This window comes from Halovulum sp. GXIMD14794 (assembly GCF_054457455.1).
The window spans coordinates 390,281-415,721 of the sequence record NZ_JBTLNF010000003.1; the positions used below are offsets into that span (position 1 = coordinate 390,281).

At 65.6% G+C, this 25,441-nt stretch carries 23 protein-coding genes; 18 read left to right on the forward strand and 5 right to left on the reverse strand.

The window, feature by feature from the left end; genetic code table 11:
- The first annotated feature begins 125 nt into the window (after positions 1 to 125).
- From ACW9UR_RS04245 to ACW9UR_RS04280, 8 genes are all read left to right on the forward strand, one after another.
- Positions 126 to 1,154 carry a BamA/TamA family outer membrane protein gene (locus ACW9UR_RS04245; RefSeq protein ID WP_458915666.1) on the forward strand — a complete coding sequence of 343 codons (1,029 nt, stop codon included), beginning with the start codon at positions 126 to 128 and terminating at the stop codon, positions 1,152 to 1,154.
- A gap of 160 nt (positions 1,155 to 1,314) precedes the next feature.
- On the forward strand, positions 1,315 to 2,325 hold the full coding sequence (locus tag ACW9UR_RS04250; protein ID WP_458915667.1) for a Bug family tripartite tricarboxylate transporter substrate binding protein: 1,011 nt from the start codon (positions 1,315 to 1,317) through the stop codon (positions 2,323 to 2,325).
- 91 nt (positions 2,326 to 2,416) lie between these two features.
- On the forward strand, positions 2,417 to 2,899 hold the full coding sequence (locus ACW9UR_RS04255; protein WP_458915668.1) for a tripartite tricarboxylate transporter TctB family protein: 483 nt from the start codon (positions 2,417 to 2,419) through the stop codon (positions 2,897 to 2,899).
- Positions 2,896 to 4,416: a tripartite tricarboxylate transporter permease gene (locus tag ACW9UR_RS04260; RefSeq protein ID WP_458915669.1), complete on the forward strand. Its 1,521-nt coding sequence runs from the start codon at positions 2,896 to 2,898 to the stop codon at positions 4,414 to 4,416. The genes ACW9UR_RS04255 and ACW9UR_RS04260 overlap by 4 nt, the downstream gene beginning before the upstream one ends.
- A complete protein-coding gene (locus tag ACW9UR_RS04265) occupies positions 4,413 to 5,054 on the forward strand; it encodes a TetR family transcriptional regulator (protein ID WP_458915670.1) in 642 nt (213 codons plus the stop codon). The genes ACW9UR_RS04260 and ACW9UR_RS04265 overlap by 4 nt, the downstream gene beginning before the upstream one ends.
- Positions 5,055 to 5,075: 21 nt before the next feature.
- The gene (locus ACW9UR_RS04270) at positions 5,076 to 6,227 is read left to right on the forward strand and encodes a Gfo/Idh/MocA family protein (protein WP_458915671.1); all 1,152 of its coding nucleotides are present in this window, start codon (positions 5,076 to 5,078) and stop codon (positions 6,225 to 6,227) included.
- A 2-nt stretch (positions 6,228 to 6,229) separates the two neighbouring features.
- Complete coding sequence (locus tag ACW9UR_RS04275) at positions 6,230 to 7,372, forward strand: dihydrodipicolinate synthase family protein (RefSeq protein ID WP_458915672.1); 1,143 nt, start codon at positions 6,230 to 6,232, stop codon at positions 7,370 to 7,372.
- Positions 7,369 to 8,196: a sugar phosphate isomerase/epimerase family protein gene (locus ACW9UR_RS04280; RefSeq protein ID WP_458915673.1), complete on the forward strand. Its 828-nt coding sequence runs from the start codon at positions 7,369 to 7,371 to the stop codon at positions 8,194 to 8,196. Before ACW9UR_RS04275 ends, ACW9UR_RS04280 begins: the two co-directional genes overlap by 4 nt.
- Before the next feature lie 15 nt (positions 8,197 to 8,211).
- Here ACW9UR_RS04280 and ACW9UR_RS04285 read toward each other — a convergent pair whose 3' ends face one another.
- The 4 genes from ACW9UR_RS04285 to ACW9UR_RS04300 are packed head-to-tail and all read right to left on the reverse strand — an operon-like array spanning position 8,212 to position 12,567.
- Positions 8,212 to 9,636: a sulfatase-like hydrolase/transferase gene (locus tag ACW9UR_RS04285; RefSeq protein ID WP_458915674.1), complete on the reverse strand. Its 1,425-nt coding sequence runs from the start codon at positions 9,634 to 9,636 to the stop codon at positions 8,212 to 8,214.
- Between the two features lie 9 nt (positions 9,637 to 9,645).
- On the reverse strand, positions 9,646 to 11,136 hold the full coding sequence (locus ACW9UR_RS04290) for a tripartite tricarboxylate transporter permease (RefSeq protein WP_458915675.1): 1,491 nt from the start codon (positions 11,134 to 11,136) through the stop codon (positions 9,646 to 9,648).
- 10 nt (positions 11,137 to 11,146) lie between these two features.
- Complete coding sequence (locus ACW9UR_RS04295; RefSeq protein WP_458915676.1) at positions 11,147 to 11,602, reverse strand: tripartite tricarboxylate transporter TctB family protein; 456 nt, start codon at positions 11,600 to 11,602, stop codon at positions 11,147 to 11,149.
- Positions 11,603 to 11,616: 14 nt separating this feature from the next.
- Complete coding sequence (locus ACW9UR_RS04300) at positions 11,617 to 12,567, reverse strand: Bug family tripartite tricarboxylate transporter substrate binding protein (RefSeq protein WP_458915677.1); 951 nt, start codon at positions 12,565 to 12,567, stop codon at positions 11,617 to 11,619.
- A 232-nt stretch (positions 12,568 to 12,799) separates the two neighbouring features.
- Here ACW9UR_RS04300 and ACW9UR_RS04305 point away from each other — a divergent pair, with 232 nt between their 5' ends.
- From ACW9UR_RS04305 to ACW9UR_RS04335, 7 genes are all read left to right on the forward strand, one after another.
- Positions 12,800 to 13,783, forward strand: a complete 984-nt coding sequence (locus tag ACW9UR_RS04305; RefSeq protein WP_458915678.1) for a Bug family tripartite tricarboxylate transporter substrate binding protein — start codon at positions 12,800 to 12,802, stop codon at positions 13,781 to 13,783.
- Positions 13,784 to 13,831: 48 nt separating this feature from the next.
- Positions 13,832 to 14,308: a tripartite tricarboxylate transporter TctB family protein gene (locus ACW9UR_RS04310; protein WP_458915679.1), complete on the forward strand. Its 477-nt coding sequence runs from the start codon at positions 13,832 to 13,834 to the stop codon at positions 14,306 to 14,308.
- Between the two features lie 3 nt (positions 14,309 to 14,311).
- Positions 14,312 to 15,790: a tripartite tricarboxylate transporter permease gene (locus ACW9UR_RS04315; protein ID WP_458915680.1), complete on the forward strand. Its 1,479-nt coding sequence runs from the start codon at positions 14,312 to 14,314 to the stop codon at positions 15,788 to 15,790.
- Positions 15,787 to 16,512 (forward strand): FadR/GntR family transcriptional regulator, encoded by a 726-nt coding sequence (locus ACW9UR_RS04320; RefSeq protein WP_458915681.1) that lies wholly within the window; start codon positions 15,787 to 15,789, stop codon positions 16,510 to 16,512. Before ACW9UR_RS04315 ends, ACW9UR_RS04320 begins: the two co-directional genes overlap by 4 nt.
- A gap of 2 nt (positions 16,513 to 16,514) precedes the next feature.
- Positions 16,515 to 17,978, forward strand: a complete 1,464-nt coding sequence (locus tag ACW9UR_RS04325; RefSeq protein ID WP_458915682.1) for a sulfatase family protein — start codon at positions 16,515 to 16,517, stop codon at positions 17,976 to 17,978.
- Positions 17,979 to 18,055: 77 nt separating this feature from the next.
- Positions 18,056 to 18,571: a DUF2478 domain-containing protein gene (locus tag ACW9UR_RS04330; RefSeq protein WP_458915683.1), complete on the forward strand. Its 516-nt coding sequence runs from the start codon at positions 18,056 to 18,058 to the stop codon at positions 18,569 to 18,571.
- A 113-nt stretch (positions 18,572 to 18,684) separates the two neighbouring features.
- Positions 18,685 to 19,779 (forward strand): mandelate racemase/muconate lactonizing enzyme family protein, encoded by a 1,095-nt coding sequence (locus ACW9UR_RS04335; RefSeq protein WP_458915684.1) that lies wholly within the window; start codon positions 18,685 to 18,687, stop codon positions 19,777 to 19,779.
- Between the two features lie 3 nt (positions 19,780 to 19,782).
- On the opposite strand, the gene ACW9UR_RS04340 is transcribed toward ACW9UR_RS04335, so the two are convergent.
- Entirely contained in the window at positions 19,783 to 20,538 is a 756-nt protein-coding gene (locus ACW9UR_RS04340) for a FadR/GntR family transcriptional regulator (protein ID WP_458915685.1), read from the reverse strand.
- Positions 20,539 to 20,748: 210 nt separating this feature from the next.
- Here ACW9UR_RS04340 and ACW9UR_RS04345 point away from each other — a divergent pair, with 210 nt between their 5' ends.
- From ACW9UR_RS04345 to ACW9UR_RS04355, 3 genes are read left to right on the forward strand one after another with little or no spacing between them, the layout of a single operon-like run.
- Positions 20,749 to 22,275 carry a sulfatase family protein gene (locus ACW9UR_RS04345; protein ID WP_458915686.1) on the forward strand — a complete coding sequence of 509 codons (1,527 nt, stop codon included), beginning with the start codon at positions 20,749 to 20,751 and terminating at the stop codon, positions 22,273 to 22,275.
- Positions 22,276 to 22,291: 16 nt separating this feature from the next.
- A complete protein-coding gene (locus ACW9UR_RS04350; RefSeq protein WP_458915687.1) occupies positions 22,292 to 23,449 on the forward strand; it encodes a mandelate racemase/muconate lactonizing enzyme family protein in 1,158 nt (385 codons plus the stop codon).
- 32 nt (positions 23,450 to 23,481) lie between these two features.
- Complete coding sequence (locus ACW9UR_RS04355; protein WP_458915688.1) at positions 23,482 to 25,419, forward strand: ABC transporter substrate-binding protein; 1,938 nt, start codon at positions 23,482 to 23,484, stop codon at positions 25,417 to 25,419.
- The last annotated feature ends 22 nt before the right edge of the window (positions 25,420 to 25,441 follow it).

Below are 25,441 nucleotides of genomic sequence, written 5' to 3' on the forward strand. Positions count from 1 at the left end.
ATTGCCGTGGCGCTGCGCCGGGTCAAGGGCCTGTGCGGGAACTTGTGGGATTGGTCGGCGGAGCGGTGGCCGCCTTGCTGCTGTGCGCCGTGGGGCCGTCTGAAACTCACGCGCAGGATTCTGCGGTGGAACGTGCATTGGATAGTGCCGTTCCCGAGGACGAGGCGGGCAAGTTCGGCTTTTCCCGCGGGTCCTTCGTCGGGGCGCCGATCCCTTTCCGGAACCCGACAATCGGTACCGGTCTGGCGCTTGGGGCAGGATACCTTTTCAACGCCGACGAGAACTCCGACGCTTCGACCATCGCGCTGGGCGGGTTCTGGACCGACAACGGCAGCAACGGTTACGGCGCGTTGCTGGACCTCAGCCTGTTCTCGGATCGCGTCGGTGTAAAGCTCGCCGCGGGCACCGCGGACGTCACTTATGACTTCTATCTTCTCGGCACGCCGGTTTCTTTCGATCAGAAAGCCGATTTCATCCGGGCCGAAGCCTCGTACGGGCTGACCGAAAAATTCGCGCTCGGACTGGGCGTTCGGTATATCGACACGGTTGTACGGCCCTCGGCGCTTGGCGATCTGCCCACAAGCATCATTCCCGACGCAAATCTCACCATCCTCAAGGGCGGCGCGTTCGGCGAATGGGATGCCCGCGACGACACGCTCTATCCGACCTCGGGGACATATGCCCGGCTTGAGGCGTTTCGGGGCTGGGGGCTGGAAGGGCGGGACCGCGAATACGACAAGGCGACACTGCTGACGAACGCTTACTATCCGATAGGCGAGAAGATCGTGCTCGCCGGCCGCTTCTCGGCTTGTGCTGCAGACCGAGAGGCGCCGTTCTTCGACAGTTGCCTGCTGGGCGGGACCGACGCGATGCGTGGGTTTCCGGTCACCCAGTACATCGGCGACCGTCTGCTGTCGGTGCAGGGAGAGGTGCGGGGCCGACTGACCTCTCGTTTCGGCTACGTGCTGTTTGGCGGTGCAGGGTCGGTGGGGGACGATTTCAGCGATGTGTTTGACGGCCCGTTGCGCGTCGCCGGTGGCGTGGGAGCACGCATTCGCCTTTCGAACAGCTTTCCGGTCGATTTCTCGATAGATGGGACGCTGAACGACGAGGGCGAGAAGCTTCTCTATATCTACGTCGGACAGGATTTCTGAGCCAACGCGCCTGTCGCGGCGCGCCTCCCGTTCTTGAATTACAAGATCCGCCGGGCCGAGAGCCGGTATGGCCGCGCGCGATTGGGCGAAATCACACGATTGACAGATTCCGCTCCGGTATGTTACCAACCGGTAGGTAATAATACTGGGGAGGAAAAACATGACATTCAAAGCAACCGCCGCCGCGCTGGTGGGGCTGGGCCTGATGGCCGGGCCCGCGCTGGCCCAGTGGCAGCCGGACAAGCCGATCAACATCATCGTGCCGTGGTCGGCCGGTGGCTCGACCGACCAGGTCACGCGCGTCGTCGCACCGATCCTGGAAGAGGCTCTGGGGACCCCCGTCGTGGTGGTGAACCAGCCGGGTGCCTCGGGCTCGATCGGCACCAAGGCGGCGCTGGATGCGCCGCGCGACGGCTATACCTGGACGGCGAACGCCATCGCGAACAACGCGACCTATTCGGTGACCGGTATGATCGAGGATACCTCGATCGAGGATTACCACATCTACCTGCACGTCGCGAACGTGCCCGTGGTCTCGGTCAATGCCGATGCGCCCTACCAGGACTTCGGCGAGTTGCTGGAAGCGATGAAGGAAGCCGAGGCCGTCAAGGTCGGCACCGCCGGTGTGAACTCCTCGGGTGGCATGGCGATGGCTGCGATCAACGAGGCAGCCGGCGGCGATCTGGGGGCGCGCATGGTCGCCTATGACGGCGGCAACCCGGCGGTTCTGGCCGCCGCGGCGGGCGAAGTCGAGGCCACGACGCAGCTGGCTGTGGAGCAGACCGAGATGATCAAGGCCGGTCGTCTGCGCGCGCTTGCGGTGCTGTCGGACAAGGAACTGGTCGTCGAGGGGCTGGACCCGATCCCGCCGATCACCAACTGGTTGCCGGACATGCACGTCGCGCCCGACTACTTCGGCGTGTTCATCCCGATGGGCGCTCCGCAGGAGGTCTACGACACCGTGGACAAGGCCTGGCAGGAGCACGTGATGACCTCGGACGCTCTGACGTCCTACGCAACCGAGCGCGGCGCGGTCTTCGATCCCAGTTTCGGCGCCGCGGCGCTGGAAAAGGCGATGCCCGTCGTGATCGCTGAAGCCTGTGCCCGCGTCTCCCGTGGCGAGGCCGTGGTCGATCCGTCCGAGATCGGTATCGACTGCCCGGCCGAGTAAGGCCCCACCCCGCACGCCGGCAGGTCCGGCGTGCGGCCCCTCGCTCCGACACAATCTACCTGGCCGAACGGCCGTGAAAAGGGCACCCGGAATGCGCTTCGATACCCCATTGGCTGACAGAGTGACCGCCGCGATCCTTTTCGCGCTCGGCGCGGCCATGAGCTGGGGCGGCTTCGTCATGGACCGGCTCGAGATCCGCCAGATCCATCCCGCCAGCATCCCCGGCCTCGTGCCGATGATCCTGGGCGCCTTCCTGATGATCTGCGCCGTGCTGTTGGCTTTGGGCACAAGGGGCAAATCCACGCCGCGCGGCGACGTCGAGCCGCATTCGGTCGGCAACTTCACCTTCACAGCGGTCTGGAGCTGCGTTTTCGCCCTGATCCTCGTCGGCTCGCTGCCGTTCTGGCTGGCGACGGCGATCTACATTCTGGTCTTCTCGGGCTGGTTCCTGATCCCCGAGACCGGCGGCGGCGCGCGGCTGCGCACCGGCATTCTACTGCTGATCTTCGCCTTCGGCATGGCCGTCGGCATCTCGGCCCTGTTCCGCTACGGCTTCCTGGTGCGTCTGCCATGATTGACGGTCTCGCCTCCACCGGCTCGGCGCTGCTGGCCTTCCTGACGCCGATGGGCCTGTTCCATGTCGCCTGGGCGACATTGCTGGGCATCCTCGTCGGCAGCCTGCCGGGTCTGACCGCGACCATGGGCGTCGCGCTGCTGACCACGCTGACCTACACGCTGGACCGGGACAGCGCGATCCTGGTGCTGATCTGCATGTATGTGGGCGCCATCTACGGCGGCTCGCGCAGTGCGATCCTGCTGAATATTCCCGGCACGCCCGCCAGCGCGGCAACCTCGCTCGACGGCTTCCCGCTCGCCCAGCGGGGCGAGGCGGGCTACGCGATGGCGCTGGCGACGGCAGGCTCGGCGCTGGGCACCTTCGTCGGCATCCTGCTGCTGGTGATCCTCGCGCCGCTGCTGGCCGAAGTGGCACTGAGCTTCGGCTCGTTCGAATTCTTCTGGCTGGCAGTCTTCGGCATCGTCATCTCGGGTCAGCTTACGGGCGGGGTCAGCCCGCTGCGCGGCTATATCGCGGGGCTTCTGGGCCTGTCGGTCGCGATGGTCGGCTCCGAGGGGATACACGCCCATGTGCGCTTCAACCTGGGCCTGTCCGACCTGAACGGCGGCATCGGCCTGATCCCGGCCATGGTTGGCGCTTTCGGCTTCGCCGAGGTTCTGACGGTCATGTGGCGCGGCAAGGCGAAACTGACCGGAGACGCGGCCACACAGGACCGCATCCTGCCAAGGTTCATCGACCTCTGGCGCTACAAGTTCACCGTCGCTCGTTCGGGCGTGATCGGCACGATTGTCGGCATCATCCCGGGCGTGGGCGAGGACATCGGCGCCTGGGCCAGCTACGCTGTCGCCAAGCGCACCAGCCGCGAAAGCGACCAGTTCGGCAAGGGCTCGAAAGAGGGGCTGACCGCCGCCGAGACCGGCAACAGCGCGGTCGTTCCCGGCGCGCTGATCCCGGCGCTGACGCTGGCAGTGCCCGGCTCGGCCCCGGCGGCGGTTCTGATCGCGGCGCTGTTCATTCACGGTGTGCGCCCCGGCCCGATGATCATGTTCGAACAGCCGGACTTCATCTACTCGGTTGCCGCCATGCTGCTGCTGGCAACCGCCGCGATCCTGATCTACGGCCTGTCGCTGACCCGCGCCTTCATCCAGGTGCTGCGCATCCCGCGCGAGTTGCTGATGCCTGTGGTCTTCGTCCTCTGCGTGATCGGCCCCTACGCGCTGACGCAGCGGGTGTTCGACATCTGGGTCATGGTCGGCTTCGGCCTGCTGGGCTTCCTGTTGCGGCAGATGAACTACCCGATGGCGCCGCTGGTACTGGGTATCATCCTGGGCGACCTGCTGGACAAGAACCTGCGCCGCGGACTGACGCTTTCCGACGGCAGTCTGGAGCCTTTCTTCACCCGCCCGGTCAGTGCGCTGTTCGCAGTCGTGATCGCAGCCAGTATCCTGCTTGGCCTCGCGCCGGTTCGGCGCGGCCTTGCCCGCCTGGCGGGCGCGACAGGAGACCGGACATGACGACCAAACCCAAACCCCGCCGCAGGGACGCCGCGGCCTCCCAGCGGCGGATCCTAGATGCGGCACTGGATGAGTTCGCCCGGCTGGGCCACGCGGGTGCGCGGATCGACTCGATCGCCGAGGCGGCGGGCGTCAGCAAGCCGATGATCTACAGCTACTTCGGCGACAAAGAGGAGCTCTACAAGGCGGCCCTGCGCGAGAGCTACGTGCAGATCCGCCAGGGCGAGCGCGAGCTGAAGACCGACCACATGTCCCCCGACGCGGCGGTGCGCGAGCTGGTGCGCTTCACCATGCAGCACTTCGTCTCGAAGCCCTGGTTCATCTCGATGCTCAACACCGAGAACCTGATGGGCGGAAGCGCCGTCCAGGACATCGCCGACGTGGCCGAGATCCAGTCGCCGCTGATCGAGAAGATCCGCGGTATCCTGAACCGAGGCGCGGCCGAGGGCGTGTTTCGCGACGACGTCGACCCGGTCGAACTTTACATAACCATCGCCTCGCTTTGCTATTTCCCCGTGTCCAACAAGCTGACCCTGCGTGCCGTCTTCAAGGTGCCGGTGGATCAGGCGTGGCTGGATGCGCGGGCTGAAATGGCTGCCGACATGGTCATTGGCTACCTGCGGCAGTCCCCCGACTGACATCACATCAAGAGGAAGATCATGAGACAACAGCGCATCGGCATCATCATGCACGGCGTCACGGGCCGGATGGGCATGAACCAGCACCTGATCCGCTCGGTTCTGGCGATCCGGGACCAGGGCGGCGTGGCGCTGTCCGACGGTTCCTACCTGGTGCCCGACCCGATCATCGTCGGCCGCAACGCCGAAAAGATCGAGGCGCTGGCGAAAAAGCACGGGGTCGAGCGCTGGACGACCGACATGGACGCGGCGTTGGCAAACCCGGACGACACGATCTTCTTCGACGCCGCCTCGACCCAGATGCGCCCCGGCCTGCTGGCCCGCGCCATCGAGGCGGGCAAGCACGTCTACTCCGAGAAACCCGTCGCTGAGGGGCTTGAGGACGCGATGAAGATCGCCCGGCTCGCCAAGGAAAAGGGCGTCAAAAACGGCATCGTGCACGACAAGCTGGACCTGCCGGGCCTTCTGAAGCTCAAGCGCCTGCGTGACAGCGGCTTCTTCGGCAAGATCCTCAGCGTGAAGGGCGAGTTCGGCTATTGGGTGTTCGAGGGCGACTGGATGCCCGCGCAGCGCCCCAGCTGGAACTACCGCGCGCAGGACGGCGGCGGCATGATCTCGGACATGCTGTGTCACTGGCGCTACGTGCTGGATAACGTGGTCGCCCCGGTCAAGTCGGTGTCCTGTCTGGGCTTCACCCACATCAACGAGCGTTGGGACGAGAAAGGCGAGGCCTATGAGGCGACCGCTGATGACGCAGCCTATGCGACCTTCTTGCTGGAAGGCGACATCGTCGCGCACATCAACTCCAGCTGGTGCACCCGCGTGCGCCGCGACGACCTGGTGACCTTCCAGATCGACGGCACCCACGGCTCGGCCGTCGCGGGCCTGCACAAGTGCTATTCGCAGCACCGCGTGAACACGCCGAAGCCGGTCTGGAACCCGGATGAACCGCAGACCCTCGACTTCTTCGCGGATTGGGAGGAAGTGCCCGACAACACCGTCTTCGACAACGGCTTCAAGGTGCAGTGGGAGCAGTTCCTGCGTCACGTGGCCGAGGATGCACCGTGGCACTACACGCTGCTGGAAGGCGCCAAGGGCGTGCAGCTGGCACAGGCGGGCTATCAAAGCTCGAAAGAGCGCCGCTGGGTCGACCTGGAACCGCTGGAGGTCTGAGAATGGTGCATTTGAACCTGCCGGGTGGGGCGGTCGATCTGACCGCCGGCCCGGCACCCGAGGCGCCGCAGGGCTGGACCCGCACCGCCTACGCCGCCGCGCATGTCGTCAACGATCCGCTGGCCGATTGTGACCCCTGGCTCGACTGCCCGATCGACTGGGACCGCACGCTGGCCTTCCGCGAGCATCTGTGGTCGCAGGGCTTCGGCGTCGCCGAAAGCATGGACACCGCGCAGCGCGGCATGGGCCTTGACTGGCCCACCTCGCTGGAGCTGATCCAGCGCTCTACCCGCAACGCCAAGGCGGGCGGGCACCTGATCGCCTCGGGCGCCGGGACCGACCACCTGGCCCCCGGCCCGGACGTGACCATCGACCAGGTGATCGCGGCCTACGAGGAGCAGTGCGAGGCGGTCGAGGCCGCCGGTTCCTGCGTGATCCTGATGGCGTCCCGCGCGCTGGCGCAGGCCGCGAAGGGCCCAGAGGACTATGCCCGCGTCTACGGCAAGGTCCTGTCGGGCCTGTCGCAGCCCGCGATCCTGCACTGGTTGGGCGAGATGTTCGACCCCGCGCTTGCAGGCTACTGGGGCTCGGACGATCACATGACGGCGATGGATACCTGCCTTCAGGTGATCGAGGCCAATGCCGCCAAGGTAGACGGCATCAAGATCTCGCTGCTGTCCGCCGAGAAGGAAATCGCCATGCGCCGCCGCCTGCCCGAAGGCGTGACGATGTATACCGGCGACGACTTTAATTATCCCGAACTGATCGCGGGTGACGAGCAGGGGTATTCCCACGCGCTGCTGGGCATCTTCGACCCGATCGCCCAGTCGGCGTGCCGGGCGCTGAACCGGCTGGGGCAGGGCGATCTGGACGGCTACCATGCCGAGTTCGGCCCTACAGTTCCGCTGTCACGGCACATCTTCAAGGCGCCGACGCGCTTCTACAAGACCGGTGTCGTGTTCATGGCCTACCTGACCGGCCACCAGGATCATTTCACCATGATCGGCGGGCAAGAGAGCACGCGGTCCACGCTGCATCTGGCCGACATCATCCGCATGGCGAATGACGCGGGCCTGTTCGCGGATCCGGACATGGCCGCCGCACGCGCCCGTCCGGTCTTTGCCGCCCGGGGGGTAGAACTATGAGCGGCGTATCGGCCGAGCGCCTGTCGCTCAACACCGCCACGGTGAAAGAGAAATGGGGGCTGGCCCAGGCCATCGACGGCTGCCAGCGCCACGGCCTTGGGGGCATCGCCCCCTGGCGCGACGTCCTTCAGGAGATGGGCGTCGCCAAAGCCGCCCGCGCGATCAAGGCGGCGGAACTGACCGTCACCGGCCTGTGCCGGGGCGGCTGGTACACCGCTGAGGGCGCGCTGACCCAAGGTGTGATCGACGACAATCGCCGCGCCGTGGACGAGGCCGCCGAGATCGGTGCCGAGTGCCTTGTGATGGTGGTGGGCGGTCTGCCCGACGGCTCCCGCGACATCGACGGGGCGCGCGCCATTGTCGAGGAGGGGCTGGCGAACACGCTCGAATATGCCCACCAGAACGACATGAAGGTCGCAATCGAGCCGCTGCACCCGATGTACGCCGGGGACCGGGCCTGCGTGAATACGTTGCGTCAGGCGCTGGATATCTGCGACCGGCTGGGCGACGGGATCGGCGTTGCGGCCGATGTCTATCACATCTGGTGGGATCCCGAAGTGAAGGAACAGATGGCCCGCGCGGGCAAGGAACGGCTGATGGCCTTCCACATCTGCGACTGGCTGGTGCCGACGCGCGATCTGCTGACCGACCGAGGCATGATGGGCGACGGGGTGATCGATATTCCCGGCCTGCGTGGGACGGCCGAGGCCAACGGTTTTGACGGTCTGTGCGAGGTCGAGATCTTCTCGGCGCTGAACTGGTGGAAACGCGATCCGGACGAGGTTCTGGAAACCATCATCGAACGCGGACGGACCGTCTGCTGAGCGTCCGGGCGGGGCTCAGCCCCCGCCCGCCATCACCTCGCGCGGGTCGGTGAAGGCCAGCGGAACGATCCCCCTTACGGCATTCTCGCCGCCCAGCTTCTCGACCAGCGCCGTCTGATCGGCGAAGGCCTGCGCACTGGCGCGCTCAGGGTCGACGATCCGCCGCAGCGCCGCACGGCAATCGGCCAGTGCGACCACATGAGCCGGGTCGTCTGCCAGGTTCTGCAACTCCTCGGGGTCGTTCTGAAGGTCGTAGAGCAGCGGCGCGTCGCCCACGCACTCGATCAGCTTGTACCGCCCGAGCCGCAACATGAACATGCCCGTGGCCGAGCCAACGGCGTGATATTCCGCCATCACCGGACGCTCGGGTCGTTTGTCGTTCGCCAACCGCACAAGGCTTTCACCCGGTCGATCGGGGACGGGGGGCAGTCCGGCGGGCTCCAGCACAGTCGGGTGTAGGTCCAGTAATGACACCGGCGTCCGGTTCACCACGCCCTCGGGGACGCCCGGCCCGGCGACGATCATCGGTACGCCCACTGATTCCTCCCACAAGGTCGACTTGCCCCAGTATCCGCGAGCCCCGACATTGTCGCCATGATCCGAGGTATAGATGATCAGCGTGTCATCCGCCTTGCCGCTGGCCTCGAGCGCCCGCAGCACGCGGCCCACGTTCTCGTCCAGCGCGGTGCAAAGCGCGTAGTAGTGCGCCACCGCCTCGCGGATATGGGCTTCGTCGTCGAAGTGGTCGTGGAAGTCCTGAAGCGCGCGCATCGCGGCGACGCTGGCGTTCTCGGGTGCGTAATCCTGCGCCTTTGGAAAGGGCAGGGTGCTTGCGTCATACATCTCCCGGAAGCGCTGCGGCGCGTTCAGCGGGAAATGCGGCATGACCATGCTGACATAGGCGGTCCAGCCGTGCTCTCTCGGTTCGGCCAGCCAGTCCTCTGCCGCCTTCGCCACGCTGCAATCGTAGTCCCAATAGGGTGTCACGCCCTGACCTGTCGTCGCTGCCAACTGCCGTGTCCCCGGCCGTCTGGGCGGATCGCGCCGCAGCAGCGTCGTCGGATCGCCGATCCCGTCCTTTACGTGCAGAGGCAGGATCTGTTCGTCGAAACCGCTGTCGCAGACGGCATCGCGGAAATGCAGCTTGCCGATGGAGACCACCGACTTCCCCGCCGCCTGTAGGGCGTGGCCCCAGCTTTCCACTCGCCCATCATAGGGCATGGCATTGTCCCAGTACCCGATCTGGTGCGGATAAAGCCCGGTATGCAGACTGGCCCGCGACGGCACGCAGATGGGCGAGTTGCAATAGGCGTCGGTGAACAGCGTCCCCCGCGCGGCCAGCCCGTCGAGGTTCGGTGTGATCGCCTGAGCATTGCCATAGGCGCCCAGCACCTTTCGGCTGTGCTCGTCCGACATGATGACGAGCGTATTCCTGGCCATGATCGCCTCTCAGGTCTCGGGTGAGGTTTCGGGGGCCGCCGCGCGCCTGCCGCGCACGAAGGGCAGCACCAGCATCAGCGCCGCCAGCGCGACGAAGGTCAGGGCGATCGGGTGCCCAGTGATCGCCAACAGCGAGCCGTCCGAAAGTTGCAGCGCCGTGCGCAGCTCCGACTCGAACGGCACCGCAAGCACGAAGCCGATCACGAACGGCCCCAGCGGCACCTTGGCCCGGTCCAGGAAGTAGCCCAGCAACCCGAAGCCCAGCATCACCCAGACGTCGAAAAGGCGGTTCCCGACCGAGAACGAGCCGATCATGCACAGGACGAACACCACCGGCACAAGATAGTGAGCGGGGATGGTGATGATCCGCGCGATCTGCCGGTAGGACAGGATCATGATCGCGAACATCATCACGTTTGCGATCATGTAGGCGGCGATCATCGCCCAGACGAGGTCTCCGTTCGTCGCGAACAGCAGCGGTCCAGGCTGGATCTGATGCATGATCATCGCGCCCAGCAGGATCGCGTCCACCGGCGCGCCAGGAATGCCCAGCGTCACCAGCGGGATCATCGCGCCGCCCACGTTGGCGTTGTTCGCGGCCTCGGAGGCAACGACGCCCTCGTCATGACCGGTGCCGAACTTTTCGGGCGTGCGCGAAAAGCTGCGCGCCATGCCATAGGCCACCATGGACGAAATGCTGGCCCCCACGCCCGGCAGGATGCCGACGAACGTGCCCACAGCCGAGGAACGCAGGATGTTGACCGTGTGCCCCCGCCACTCGGTCAGCTTTGGGAATGCGCCCGACCGCCTGGCCAGCGCGATCAGCTTGCCCTTCGCCAGCGCCTTGTCACTTTCCTTCAGCAGCTGGCTGATGACGAAGATCCCCAGCAGCACCGGCAGCAGGCGAAAGCCCGTCGCCATGTCGGCGCTGCCGAACGTATAGCGCAACTGCCCGTCGGACTCCGCCAGCCCCGGCAGCGCGGCGATAACGCCCAGTACCGCCGAGAACAGCCCTTTCAGCATCGAGCCCTGCGCGATCGCCGCGACCAGCACCAGAGCCATCAGGATCAGCGCCGCCAGTTCCCACGGCCCGATCTTTAACGCCCAGAAGGAGAGCGGCGGCGCCAGGAAGGCCAGCACCACGCCGGCCAGCAACCCGCCGATCAGCGACGCGCCGATACCAAGGCTCAGCGCCCGCTCGGGCTGGCCCTTCTCGGCCATCGGGTGGCCGTCGAACGTGGTCATGACGGACGAGGGCGTGCCGGGCATCTTCAGCAGCGTGGCGCTGATCAGGCCGCCGCTGACCGATCCGACATGCATGCCGATCAGCAGCAGGATCGCATCGACCGGGGCCATCGCGAAGGTCAGGGGCAGGGCCAGCGCCATCAGCATGCCGCCGCCAAGGCCGGGCACGGCCCCCACGAGGATGCCGCTTGCCGTGCCGATCAGGGTCCAGAACAGCGGCAGCGGGCTGAAGGCCGTCAGTAGTCCGTCGAGCATGTCTACGTCCTCAGCCGAAGCGTGGCAGGTCTACGAAGAAGACCGAGGTGAACAGCCACTGTGCCCCCAGCCCCAGCACCAGCGCGATGGGCACGCTGAAGATCAGCAGTCGCCGCGACCGGGCGACCAGCGGGATCGCGGCGGCGGTGAACAGGATCGTCGCTAGCGCGAAGCCCAGACCGAGTTCCATCGCCAGCACATAGGCGACCATCAGGCCGACCAGTCCGATTGTTGCGGGGCGGATCGCGCCCGCCCCGCCCGAAGGGATTCCGCGGAGGGCGGATTGCAGCGCCGTGCCCAGTCCCAGCCCGATCAGAGCCACCGCACAGGCGCGCGGCAGCGCCGCCGAGCCGACCGGGTCGAACATGGGCGGCGCGATGCTGCCCGCTCCGATCAGCAGCACCGCGCCGATGCCAAGGCCGAGACCGGCCACAAAAAGAGCGCTGCCGTCGGGACGGGCCTTCATCGCGCCAGCCCCCCTCAGTTGGCCATCGCGCGAGCCGCTTCGACGAGCGGCTCGGTGCGGGCATTCATGTCGTCCAGACGGGACTTCACGTCGTCGGCCGAAATCCAGGCCGGGTCGATGCTAAGCCCGCGCAGTTCCTCCTGTACGGCCTCGTCAGCGAGTACGGCCTGAAGTATCTCCTCCAGCTTGGCCGAGACCTCGGGCTCCAGCCCCTCAGGGGCCAGCCAGACGCGGAAGACGCCGATGGACAGGTCCACACCGACCTCTTTCAGGGTCGGAACGTCCGGCAGGTCCGGGTCGCGCTCTTCGGCAAAGAGGAACAGCGGGCGCAGGCCGCTTTCCTCGTAGGTCTTGAACTCCGAGACCGAGAACAGCGCCGTGTCGGTATGCCCGCCCAGGATCGAGGCCAACCGCTTTGCGCCGCCGCCGATCTGCACCATCTTCAACTCGATATCCGCCTCGTCCGCGAACATCATCGGGATGAAATGCACCGGCAGGCCGATGTTCGTCGCCACGACGACCGAGTTCGGCTCGGCTTTGGCGGCCTCGATCAGCTGTTCCGGGCTTTCGTAGTCGCTGCTGTCCAGTACGCCCATGCCGATCTGCGTCAGCCCGGTGCCGCCCAGAACGGTGAAGGCGGTGTGGTCATAGTCGACGACGCCCATGGCCTTGGAGGTGATGATGCCCGGGCTCCACAAGCCGATGGTGTGACCGTCCGCCTTGGCGTCCTTGACCGCACGCGTGCCGACAGTGCCGCCCGCGCCGGGTTGGTTGACCACGACGACCGACGGATAGACGTCCATGCCTTCGATTGCGCGCTGGAAGATCCGCGCCAGGTTGTCGACGCTGCCGCCAGCGTCGGTGGGCACGACGATCCGCAACGGCTCGCTGGGGTAGTCCTGCGCTGCGGCCGTTCCGGCCAGGGCGACAAACGCCGCTGTGACGGCCCCGCTGAGAAATTTCATGAATCGATCCTCCCGATGTTTGATTGTGTTTCGCCCATCCTAAGCGGGGACAGAGCCCTCGGGATAGGCGGCGCGGGCGGTATCGCCATAACGATCTGTTATCGCGGGCCGGGCGCAACTGGTCTGTCCAATCGCCCACCGCCCCCATTTGGTCTGGACAATTTTGATGTGGATGCCTATTGGTAGGGCCGATACGAGCCGCCAAAGCGGCACCAGAAGGGGAGGAGTACTCATGAAAATCAAGTCTCTCGCGACCGGCCTGCGCACAGGGCTCGCGATTCTCGCCGCCGGCGCGTTTTTCTCGCCGGTCGGACCGATTTCCGGCACTGCCGCACAGGCGCAGGACTTTCCGACCAAGCCGATCCAGATCATCGTCCCCTTCAAGCCCGGCGGCCGGACCGATGTCGTCGCCCGCCTGATGGCCGAGAAGATCCAGGAAAACGACTGGCTCTCGCAGCCCATGGCGGTGATGAACGCCGACGGCGGGGCCGGGGCCAACGCGGTCAACCAGATGCGCCGGGGCGATGCGGACGGGCACACCATCGTCCACTGGCACCACCAGGCGCTGATCGCGATGGCAATGGGTTTGGGAGACTTCAGCCTCGATGACTTCAAGTCCATCGGCTACACCGGCGGCGGCAGCCCGGTCTGGGTCGTCCGCGAGGACAGCGAGTTCGACACCTTCGAGCAATTGGTCGAGCACCTGAAGGCCGAGCCGCGCTCGCTGGTCGAGGCTGTGGGCATCGGCACCATCCCGCATTTCGTCGGCGCGATGCTGGCAAACGAAGCCGGGTTCGAGACCCGCTATGTCACCGCCAACAGCGGTGCGGACCGTCTGCGCCTGATCCTCGGCGGCAATGCTGACATCTCGCTGTTCGCGGCGTCCGAATACCTGGCGCAGGCCGAGGGTCTGAAGCCGCTCATCTACTTCGGACGCGAGCGTCTGCCGGATCTGCCGGACGTGCCCACCGCGACCGAACTGGGCTATGACGTCTCATGGGCCAACCCGAACTGGTGGCTGGCTCCGGCCGACACCCCGGACGAGGCTGTGGACGCGTTGGCCGCTGCGCTCGAGAAGGCGATCGCCGATCCCGAGATCGTCGAGTACTTTACCAATAACACGCTCGAAGCCTACTGGACGCCCGGAGACGAGGCGATGGCCGACGCCGAAAAGCAGCTCGAGGCGCTGTCCGCCGTCGCGGCCACTATCCAGTAAGACGACAGGCCGGGCGTGCTGCGCCCGGCCTCTCACGGGGCTTCAGGAATGTATCGCAACCAACTGAGATACTGGGGTGATCTCGCCCTTGCTGCGCTGGTAATCTGCGGCGCCGTCGTGCTGCTGATCGGTGCGGCCGAACTGCCGCCGCCCCGGTTCGAGCCCCTGGGCTCGGCCGCCGTGCCGCGCGGGCTGGCCGCGATCCTGATCGTCCTCGGGCTCTGGGTCGCGGTCCGCGCGATCCTTGGCCTGAGGGCCGACGCGCCTGCGCCGAAGGAAACCGGCGAGACCGCTCACCCGATGCGCAGCCTCGGCGTTCTTGCCGCGCTCGTGGCCTATGTCGCGGCGCTCGACCTGGGCCAGATGCCCTTCCTGCCGCTCACCGCGCTGTTCCTCGCGGCGTCGGGCACGATCCTCTCGGGCGGCGGCTGGAAACCCGCGCTGATCTACGGCGCGCTGGGGCTGGCGCTGGCCGCGGCGCTGTCCTTCATCTTCTCCAACTTCCTGTATATCGAGATCGGCTGAGCCATGCTGGACGCCTTCGCCGCCCTGATGGACTGGCACAACCTGCTGCTGCTGCTGATCGGCACCGGCCTTGGCATCGTGATCGGCGCGATCCCCGGCCTGACCGCCTCGATGCTGATCGCGCTGACCTTGCCGCTGACCTTCCACATGGACCCGGTCAACGCGGTCACGCTGCTGATCGGCGAATATGTCGGTGGCATCTCGGGCGGGCTGATCACCGCGATTCTGCTGCGCATGCCCGGCACGCCAGCATCCATCGTCACCACCTTCGACGGCTACCCGATGGCGCAGTCCAACCGCGCAGAGCGGGCGCTGGCCCTGGGCATCATGGCCTCGGTCGTGGGCGGCATCATCTCGTGGGGGTTCCTGGCGGGCATGTCCCCGGCGCTGGCGAAGTTCGCGCTGCAGTTCGGCCCGTGGGAGTATTTCACCTTGGTCCTGATGGCGCTGGTGATGCTCGCAGTGCTTGCGCAGGGCTCGCTGGTCAAGGGGCTGCTGGCCGCTGCGCTTGGCATGGCCTTTGCGCTGCCGGGCATCGACAGTTCCATCGGGCAGGCGCGGCTGACCTTCGGCTCGTCGGCGATGCTGTCCGGCTTCGGCCTGCTGCCGGTGCTGATCGGCGCCTTCGCGATCAGCCAGGTGCTGCGCGACGCGGCGCTGCCGATCAGCAACAAGAAGATCGAGATCCCCAAGCGCCGACTGCCGGTCTACCTGTCGGACGCCAAGACGCACGGCCCGAACATGGCGCGTTCGTCCGTGATCGGCACGTGGATCGGCCTGCTGCCGGGCATCGGCGGCAACATCGCCGCGCTAGTCAGCTACTCCACCGCCAAGCAACTCTCGCGCGAGCCGGATAATTTCGGCTCCGGGCACGAGCCGGGCGTGGTCGCGGGCGAAAGCGCCAACAACGCGGCCATCGGCGGGGCGCTGATCCCGCTGATCACCATGGGCATCCCCGGCAGCGTGACCGAGGCGATCCTGATCGGCGCGCTGACCATCCACAACCTGCAACCCGGGCCGTTGCTGTTCCAGAACGCGCCCGAGATCGCCTATGGCATCATCGCCGCCTACCTGGTCGCCAACCTGTTCATGCTGTTGATGATGTGGGGCGCGGTCAGCTATATCGCGCAACTCGTGCGGCTGCCGCGCGCGGGCATGCTTAGTGTGATCCTGGTGTTCTGCGTCGTCGGCTCCTACGCCGTGAATTCCAGCTTCGTCGATGTCTGGGTGATGATCGCCTTCGGCGTCATCGGCCTGGGGTTGGAGGCGGCGCGCGTTCCTCTAGGTCCGTTCGTGATCGGCTTCGTCCTGAGCCCGATTGCCGAGGAACAGCTGCGCGCCTCGCTGATGCTGTCGGATGGCAACGCGCTGGAGATCTTCCAGCGGCCGTACGCACTGCTGTTCCTCGCTCTCGCCGTGCTAACCGTTGCCTGGCCCGCTATTCTGCAGCGCATTGCTCGCAGCAGAGGGGTTTCGACATGAGCGCGCTAGACCTGCCCGGCGGAGGCCGGCGGTATCTTCAGGTTGCCCAGCAACTGGCCGATCAGATCAATGCCGGCGACTACGCCACAGGCGAACGTTTGCCGCCCGAACGGGATCTGGCTGCGAACCTCGGCGTCAGCCGTACGACCGTGCGCGAGGCGTTGCTGGCGCTGGAGATCATGCGGTTCATCGAGATCCGCGTCGGCTCGGGCGTCTATGTCCTGTCCGAACACCTGCGGGACCGTGACCGAGGCGACCTGATCGCCACCGATGCCGTCGGCCCGTGGGAAGTGCTGGAGGCGCGTCGCGTGGTCGAGGGCCATTCCGCCTACGCCGCCGCTCAGCGCGCTACCGAGGGGCAACTTGATGCGATCGAGGCCACGGTGGACCGCATGGCCGCGGCCATCGACGACATTCCCTCCTTCGACCAGGCAGACGTGGAGTTTCACGCGCTGATCGCGCAGGCCGCCGGGAACGGGGTCATCGAAAGCTATGTCGGGCACCTGTGGCGGATGCGGGAAAGCAATCTCTGGAGCCGCTGGTACGACCTGACGCGCAAGCCGTCGAATCGGCGCCGCTCGGTTCAGGATCACCGCGACATCCTGCGCGCCATGCGGCGCCGGATGCCGGAGAACGCCAAGACCGCCATGCAGGCGCATATCGACGTGCTTGGCGACCGATTTTTCGAGCTCAGGCTCGAACCTACCGAAAGAAAGGACTGACATTGACCGACGCGTCGCTCGACAAGCCCGATATCGTCATGATCGTCACCGACCAGCAGCGCTACGATACGATCGCCGCGCTGGGTGCGTCCCATATGGACACGCCCAATATCGACCGGCTGGCCGAGCGCGGCGTCGTATTCTCGAACTGCCATGTGACCGCGCCCAGCTGCGTACCCTGCCGCGCCAGCCTGTTCACCGGCTATTACCCACACACGAACGGCGTCTTGGCCAACGGCCAGCCCTGGAGCCGCACCTGGGTCGAGGATCTCGCCAATGCCGGTTACCGGACCGTCAACATCGGCAAGATGCATACGATCCCCTACGACGCGAAGGCCGGCTTCTCCGAACGCTACACGGTCGAGAACAAGGACCGCTTCATGGAGGGGCGCTGGTACTTCGACGAATGGGACAAGGCGCTCGCAAGCCACGGGCTGAAGAAGCAGCAGCGCGTCGAATACCGCAAACGCGACGACTACCGCGATGCGCTGGGCGCCTTCCTGTGGGAGCTGCCCGAGAAACTGCATTCCGACAATTTCGTCGGCGAGACCGCGAAATGGTGGCTGGAGACCAAGCCGGTGCAGGAGCCACTTTTCCTTGTCGTCGGCTTCCCCGGGCCGCACCCGCCCTATGACCCGACCCCCGAGATTGCACAAAAGTACATGGACCGCGATGTGCCGCTGCCCGAGTTCGACGCCGAGCAGGAAAGCCAGCTGCCCCCGCCGCTGACCGAGAAGCGCACCCACGATGTCGAGGTCGACCACGATTCCGTCGCGTGGAAGCTGAACCCGACCCGCGACGAGTTGCACAAGATGCGCGCCTACTACTACGCCAATGTCGAGATGATCGACAAACAGGTGGGCGAGATCCTGGACACGCTCGAAGCACGCGGCCGGCTCGACAACACGATCATCATCTTCACGTCCGATCACGGTGACAACCTGGGCGATCACGGGCTCAGCCAGAAATGGGCGCCCTACGAGGAAGTCACCCGCGTTCCGCTGATCATCAGCGCGCCCGAGCGCTTCACCGGCGGCCGCGAGGTGGCCGATCTGGTGCAGCTGTTCGACCTCGGCCCGACAATCCTTGAATGGGCGGGGGTTAAGCCCGACCCGACCTTCGAGGCGATCTCACTGAATCCAGCGCTCGAGGGCGAGGCATTCGAAGGCCGCTCGCATGTGTTTTGCGAGCAGGGCGGCGACGTGAACCTGACTGGTGCCAGTTTCGTGACCATGGTCCGCTCCGCCACGCACAAGCTGGTGCACTACCAAGGTGCGGACTACGGGCAACTCTTCGACCTTGAGTCCGATCCGAAGGAGCACCGTAACCTCTGGGACGATCCCGGCGCAGCGCAGGTGAAGGCCGAACTGATGAAGACCCTCATGAACTGGCACATCGACAGCGCCGTGGCGACCAAGAACGCCCGCCGCCTGATCGTCGCGCCGCAGGCCGAGGTCGCCATCTGACACGGCGCGCGGGGCTGGACAGTCCCGCGCCGCTGCTGCACCAAGGTCTCCGGGGCAAACCGTTCCGGAGACAGCCTATGCACATCGCCTGCACCACCACCGCCGGACGTGGCGACACCGACCGCCTGCTGGCCTCGCTAGCCGAGCGCATGGCCGCGGAAGGATTGACCGCCAGCGGCGTGGTGCAGATCAACACGAATTGCGGCCCCGACCGGCCCTGCGACATGGACGTCGCCGTGCTGCCGGACGGCCCCAGTTTCCGCATCTCCGAGACCCGTGGCCCCGGCGCACGGGGCTGCCGCCTGGACCCCGATGCGCTGGAGCGTGCGGTGGCCGAGGTCGCCGCCCGTCTGACCTCCGAGACAGACGTGCTGATTGTCAACAAGTTCGGCAAGCACGAGGCCGAGGGCAGGGGCTTTCGCGACGTGATCGCCCGCGCCCTGGAGCTGGATGTGCCGGTGCTGGTCGGCGTCAACGGGCTGAACCTCGACGCGTTCAGCGCCTTCGCCGGCGGGTTGGAAACCCGCCTTCCGCCCGAGCCCGAGGCGCTGCTGGATTGGGTCCGCAGCCACGCCCGCACCGCCCGCGCCTGAGCTGCTCCGCAGGCTTGACAAGCTCCGCGCAGGGCAGCGATAACCGGGTTGTTTTAGTCATACCATAATCGGCGACTTGTCAGCTTTGGTCAGCCGTAATCGGAGGAAATCCCATGCCGGCGATCCGTTCGGTCGACTGCGAGCTGTTCCGCATCCCGCTGGCCGAGGTGCTGAGCGACGCCAAGCACGGCGATCATACCCATTTCCAGCTGGTCACCGTCCGCATCGCGCTGGACGACGGGACCGAAGGCACCGGCTACACCTATACCGGCGGCTATGGCGGCGATGCGATCAAGGCGATGGTGGATACCGACCTGAAGCCTTGGCTGCTGGGGCGCAATGGCGGCGATATCGATGCGATCTATGACGGGATGCAGTGGCTGATCCACTATGTCGGGCGCGGCGGCATCGCCTCGTTCGCGATCTCGGCGGTGGATATCGCGCTATGGGACGCGCGCGGCAAGCGCGAGGGTCGGGCGCTTTGGCAGATGGCCGGGGGCCATGCCGACCGCTGCCGCGCGTATTGCGGCGGTATCGACCTGAACTTCCCGCTGCCCAAGCTGCTGGACAGCATCCAGGGCTATCTGGACTGGGGCGCCAACGCGGTGAAAATCAAGATCGGTCAGCCCGAGCTTGCCGCCGATGTCGAGCGTATCGCCGCCGTGCGCGAGCTGATCGGCCCCGACCGGCACTTCATGGTCGACGCCAACTACGGCATGAGCGTCGAGCAGGCCATCGAGGCATCGAAAGCCTTCGCGCCCTACAACCTGACCTGGTTCGAAGAGCCGATCATCCCGGACGACTACGACGGTTACGCTCGTATCGCGAAGGAAACCAGCATGCCTGTCGCGCAGGGCGAGAACCTGCACACGATCCACGAATTCGAAGAGGCGGTGGCGCGCTCCAGCCTGTCTTTCCTGCAGCCCGACGGCTCGAACTGTGGCGGCATCACCGGCTGGCTGCGGGCGGCGAAATTGGGCGCGGAGGCGGGGATCACCGTCTGCAGTCACGGCATGCAGGAGCTACACGTCAGCCTGGTCTCCGGCTTCCCCGGCGACGGCTGGATCGAGGTGCATTCATTCCCGATAGACCAGTACACCACGCGCCCGCTGAGCCTGGAAAACCACCTCGCTGTGGCCTCGTCCGAACCTGGCACCGGCGTCGTTTTCGACTGGGACAAGCTGCGCGCGGCGCACGACCCGGTATAAGGCCTACCGGTCCGCGTCGAAGGTCACGCGGACATATTCCCAGGCCGAGCGCAGATGGTCGGTCAGGGCCCGCTCGGCCGCCTCGGGATCGCGCTCGACAATCGCATCGAAGATCGCTTTGTGGCTGCCGTAGTTAACCCGGTTCCGCTCGGGATAGCGCTGCATCCGCAGCCAGTGCGGAGATAGCCAGGCGGCATAGGCCGCGTGTACCGCCGGGAATACCGGGTTGCGCGTCATCTTGTAGAGGACTCCGTGAAACTCGGTGTCGGTGCGATAGAATTCCTCGGAATTGTCGATGGCGGCATGGTTCGCTTCCAGCGCGGCGGCCAGTTTCTCGATATCCGACTTGGTCGCGGACATGGCTGCGTCGCGGACCAGCCCGCGCTCGATGAAGATGCGGGTGTCGAAGAGGTTGCGTACGTCAGAGCTGTCGACCAGCAGGTGTCGGATGATGCTGCCGATGCTGTCGATCGCGGTGCGGTAGTCCGGACGCTTCACGATGGGACGGTGGCGCGGGCGGCTTTGAAGCATGCCGCGCGCGCTCATCATAATGATCGCTTCGCGGATCACGGTGCGACTGGCGCCGAATCGCTGGATCAGATCGCGCTCGGCAGGCAAGGGGCGGCCGTCGGGCAGGGCGCCCGACAGGATGTCGGCCTCGAGCGCCTTGACCACGGCATCAGCGGCGCGGCTTTCGCCATGCACCTCGTCCTCGTCGCTGTCGGTCGTTGAAATCTCGTGATGTGCTTGATCGACCATGTGACTGGCCCCTGTTTTCGTTCCGGATTCCATTGCACAGGCGGAAAATGACCGCCAGTCCGCGCGATGCCGCAGCAGGGGCAATGTATCATACGAAAATTGCGTTGTAACAAAATTTTGGTATGACAAAACGTAATTGCTTGTTGACGAGATAATAACTCAAAGCCTATCGTCGGCATAGAAACAATAACATCATATCTGGGGGAATGCGTGGCCAGGCGCCCGAACGTTATCCTGATCTCATCCGACCAGCAGCGCGGCGATTGCATTGGCGCTGACCGGCGGAATGTCCGTACTCCGAACATCGACCGTATCGGTCAGGCGGGCGCGCGGTTCGCGAACTGCATCACGCCGCACCCGATGTGCATGGCGGCCCGTGCGTCGATCCTGACCGGCAAGCTGCCCTATACACACGGCGTGCGCGACAACGGCCGCGACCTCGACCCGGCGTTCGGTGCGCAGGGTCTGGCCGGTGTCTTCGGTACCGCCGGCTATGACACGCATTTCATCGGCAAGGCGCATTTCACCTCGCACCAGACGTTCGAGCCGACCGGCCAACCCGAGAACTACCAAAGCGCAGCAGACTATCCCGCCGACTGGAGCGGCCCCTATTTCGGCTTCGACAATGTCCAGATGATGCTGCGTCCGCACCATCACACCCGCTGGTACGACATGCCACAGGGCCTGCACTACGAAAATTTCCTCGATCAGGACGGCAAGGGGCAGGAGCGGTGGGACCGCGCCAAGGAAGCACTTCCGCCCGAAAGCGGGCATTTCCAGGCTTGGCGTTCGAAGCTCGAGGAGCCCTGGCACTCCACCGCCTGGATCGGTGACCGCGCCATCGAGATGATCGAAGGGCAGGGCGACGACCCTCTGCTGGCCTGGGTCTCGTTCCCCGATCCGCACCCGCCGTTCCTGTCGCCTCTGCCCTGGGGCAACATGTACGACCCGGACGAAGTGGATCTGCCGAACCACTATGCGCTGGACCTGGAGCGCCGCCCTTGGTGGCACCACGATTTCCTGAACAACCCGATTCGCACCAGCCAGGGCACCGAGCACAACGCCCGCGGCGTGAACTGGGGTGGCAAGGGCGAGATCACCGAGGCGACGCTGCGCCAGATCACCGCGATCTACTACGGCATGATCTCGAACATCGACGCCCAGGTGGGCCGGATGCTGGACGCGCTGGCCGCGAAGGGCGAGCTGGACAACACCTATGTCATCTACATCAGCGACCACGGCGAGTGGCTGGGCGATCACGGCCTGCTGCTGAAGGGGCCGATGCTCTATGACGGGCTGCTGCGCGTGCCCTGCCTTATGCAGGGGCCGGGCGTGCCGCAGGGCAAGGTGATCGACGATCCGGTCAGCACGCTCGACCTGCGCTCGACCCTGTCGGATCTCTGTGCGATCGAAAATGCGCCCGACAACGGCGCCTCGCTGCGTGGCCTTCTTGACGGTAGTGACAGCCGCGATTTCGCCTATGGCGAATGGGAAGTCGACCAGCGACGCTCGGGGATCTCGCTGGATCTGCGCACCGTGCGGACAGGCCGCTACCGGCTGTCGCTCGACATGCAGACCGACACTGGCGAGCTCTACGACCTGCACGACGATCCTGACGAGATGGACAACCTGTTCGACGATCCTTCGCGCGCCATCGCCCGCAAGGAACTGACGGACATGATCCGCTCGCGCCCCGACGACATGATCCCCGCCGCGCCGCGCGTGGGCTGGCATTGAGCACGAAAGACACAGCATGACCAAGATTGCCGCCATCGAACCGATCCTCGCCCGTGTCGGGAAACGCAACCAGTTGCTGGTCAAGATCACGACCGAGGACGGGATCGTCGGCTGGGGCGAGTCTGGCCTATCCGCGCGCGAGAACAGCGTCGCCGCCAACGTCCGCCATTTCGCCGATTTCCTGGTCGGGCAGGACAGCCGGCAGATCGGCCGGATCTGGCAGGAGAGTTACCGCAGCCAGTATTTCGAAGGCGGGCGCGTCTTCACCGCTGCCATGTCGGCCATCGACATCGCGCTGCATGACATCCTCGGTAAACGGCTTCAGGTGCCGGTCTACCAGCTTCTGGGCGGCAAGCATCGTGACAAGGTTCCCGCCTTCGCGACGACGAACGCCGATGACACCGAAGGCACGCTGAAACAGGTCGACATGCTGCGCGAAGGCGGCTGGGACTGCATCCGCATCCTGCCCGGCATCTGGAACAACGGCGACATCTTCGAGCCGCGCAAATCCATCGCCGACACCGCCGAACGCCTGATCGCCGTGCGCGCGCATGTCGGCCGCGAGATGACGCTTGGCATCGACTATCACCACCGCCTGTCGCTGGCCGAGGCGGCGAGCTTCTGCAACATGCTTCCCGCCGGGACGCTCGACTTCCTTGAAGAGCCGATCCGCGACGAGACCCCCGAGGCCTATCGCACCCTGCGCACGATGACCGACATTCCCTTTGCCGTGGGCGAGGAGTTCGCGTCGAAATGGCAGGCCGGTCCCTATATCGAGCAGGGGCTGACCCAGTACATGCGGCTCGACATCTGCAACATCGGTGGCTTCACCGAGGCGATGAAGGTCGCCGGCTGGTGCGAGCGGCATTACATCGACCTGATGCCCCACAACCCGCTCGGCCCGGTCTGCACCGCCGCGACCGTGCATCTGGGCGCCGCCGTGCCGAACTGGTCCTGGGTCGAGACCCGCCAGGCCCCGACCGAGAACCTGGGCTTCCACGATCCCAAGCTGTTCCCGGTGCAGGTCAAGATGGACGGCCCCTTCTACATCACCCCCGACGCCCCGGGCCTCGGCGTCGAGGTCGACGAGGACGCGATCCGTGCGGCGGGCGCGCCCGAACATGTCGAGCCGCCCCACCTGAGGCGGCCCGACGGATCCGTAACCAACTGGTAAACCAAATAAAAGAACCAGCAGAGGAGGAAATGATGACCCTGATTACCCGCAAACGCGGATGGCGCGCGACGCATGTCGCGGCAGCCTGTCTGGCGTTGGCGCTCTCCGGTCCCGCATGGGCCTATCAGGAAGCGCCGATGCTGACCCAGATGGTCGAATCCGGCGACATTCCCCCCGTGGACGACCGGCTCCCGGCCGAGCCCATGGTGCAGGAAGTCGTCGAGCAGACCGGCGAGTATGGCGGCACCCTGCGGCGCGCGATCCTCGGCGGTGGCGACCAGCACAACATCGTCCGCACCATCGGCAGCGACAACCTCGTGCGCTGGGACTGGAACTGGAGCGAGGTGAAGCCCAACATCGCCAAGGAGTGGGAAGTCTCGGACGACGCGACGACGTTCACCTTCCACCTGCGCGAGGGCATGAAATGGTCTGACGGCGAGCCGTTCAGCGCCGATGACATCATGTTCTGGTACGAGGACGTGTTCCTCAATCCCGATCTGACCCCGGTCAAGGACATCAACTTTGTCGGCGCCAGCGGCCCCGTCGTGGTCACGAAGATCGACGACTACACGGTCGAGTTCAAATTCGGCGAGCCGAACGGCCTGTTCCTGCAGAACCTGGCCTACGGTTTCGGCTATTACCCGACCGTCTTCGCCAAGCACTACCTGTCGCAGTTCCACGAGAAGTACAATCCGGACGTGCAGGCGCTTGTCGACGCGGAACCGGCGGCCTCGGACTGGAAGCAGCTTTTCAACCTCAAGGCCGGGCCGATGGACACGCCGCTGTTCTGGCAGAACCCGGACCGCCCGACGCTGCACGCCTGGCACCTGACCAACGCCTACGGCTCGACCGATCGGGTCGAGGTGGTGCGCAACCCGTACTACTGGAAGGTCGACGAGGACGGCAACCAGCTGCCCTATATCGACCGCATCACCTATGATCAGGTCGAAGACGTCGAGACGATCCTGCTGAAAGCCTTCAACGGCGAGATCGACCTGATGCTGCGCCACATCGGCCGGCCCTCCTACAAGTCGGTGCTGACTGACAACATGGAGCGGGGCAAGTACCGGTTCTTCGACGTGAACGATCTGCCGGCAAACTCGATGATCGTGATGCTGAACCTGACCAACAAGGATCCGGTCAAGCGCGAGGTCGTCAACAACAAGGACTTCCGCATCGGCATCAGCCACGCGATCAACCGCCAGGAGATCATCGACCTGCTGTACTTCGGCTCGGGCCATGCCGCCCAGTCGGCGCCGCAGCCCGGCTCGGAGTTCTTCAAGGAAGAATACCAGAAGCAGTACACCGAATTCGATCCGGACCTGGCCAACGAGTATCTCGACAAGGTCATGCCCGAGAAGGACGGTGAAGGCTTCCGCCTTGGTCCCGACGGCAACCGCTTCCAGCTGATCTTCCTGGTCGCCGATGTCTTCGGTCTGCAGTACCCGGACGCGATGGAGCTGATCAAAGGCTACCTGGCGGACGTGGGCGTGGACATCCAAGTGCGCGCCACCGACCGCTCGCGGCTGATCGCGCTGCACACGGCGAACGAGCAGGACGCCTACCTGTGGAACTGCGGCGGCGGCCAGAAGGATGCCTACACGGCGCCGCTCTGCTACCTGCCGATGCCGTCGAACTCGGTCTCCTGGGCGCGTGAATGGGCCAAGTGGGCGACCGACAAGTCCACCGGCGAAGAGCCGCCCGAAGCGGTGAAGGCGATCCTGACGCAATACGACGCCGTCAAGGCCGCCCCCACGCCCGAAGAACAGTACGAGCGCATGGCCAAGCTGATCGAGATGGCGATGGACGAGTTCTTCACCGTGGGTCTCGTGCAGAACGAGCCGAACTTCGGCCTCGCCCGGAACAACGTGCGCAACGTGCCCGACCCGCTGCCGATCGCCGGCCAGCTGTGGTTCCCGGCGCCTTATGTCGCGCAGGTCTACTACGAAGGCGGTCAGTCTCTCCCTTGATCGTCTAAACTGCGGCCCGGCG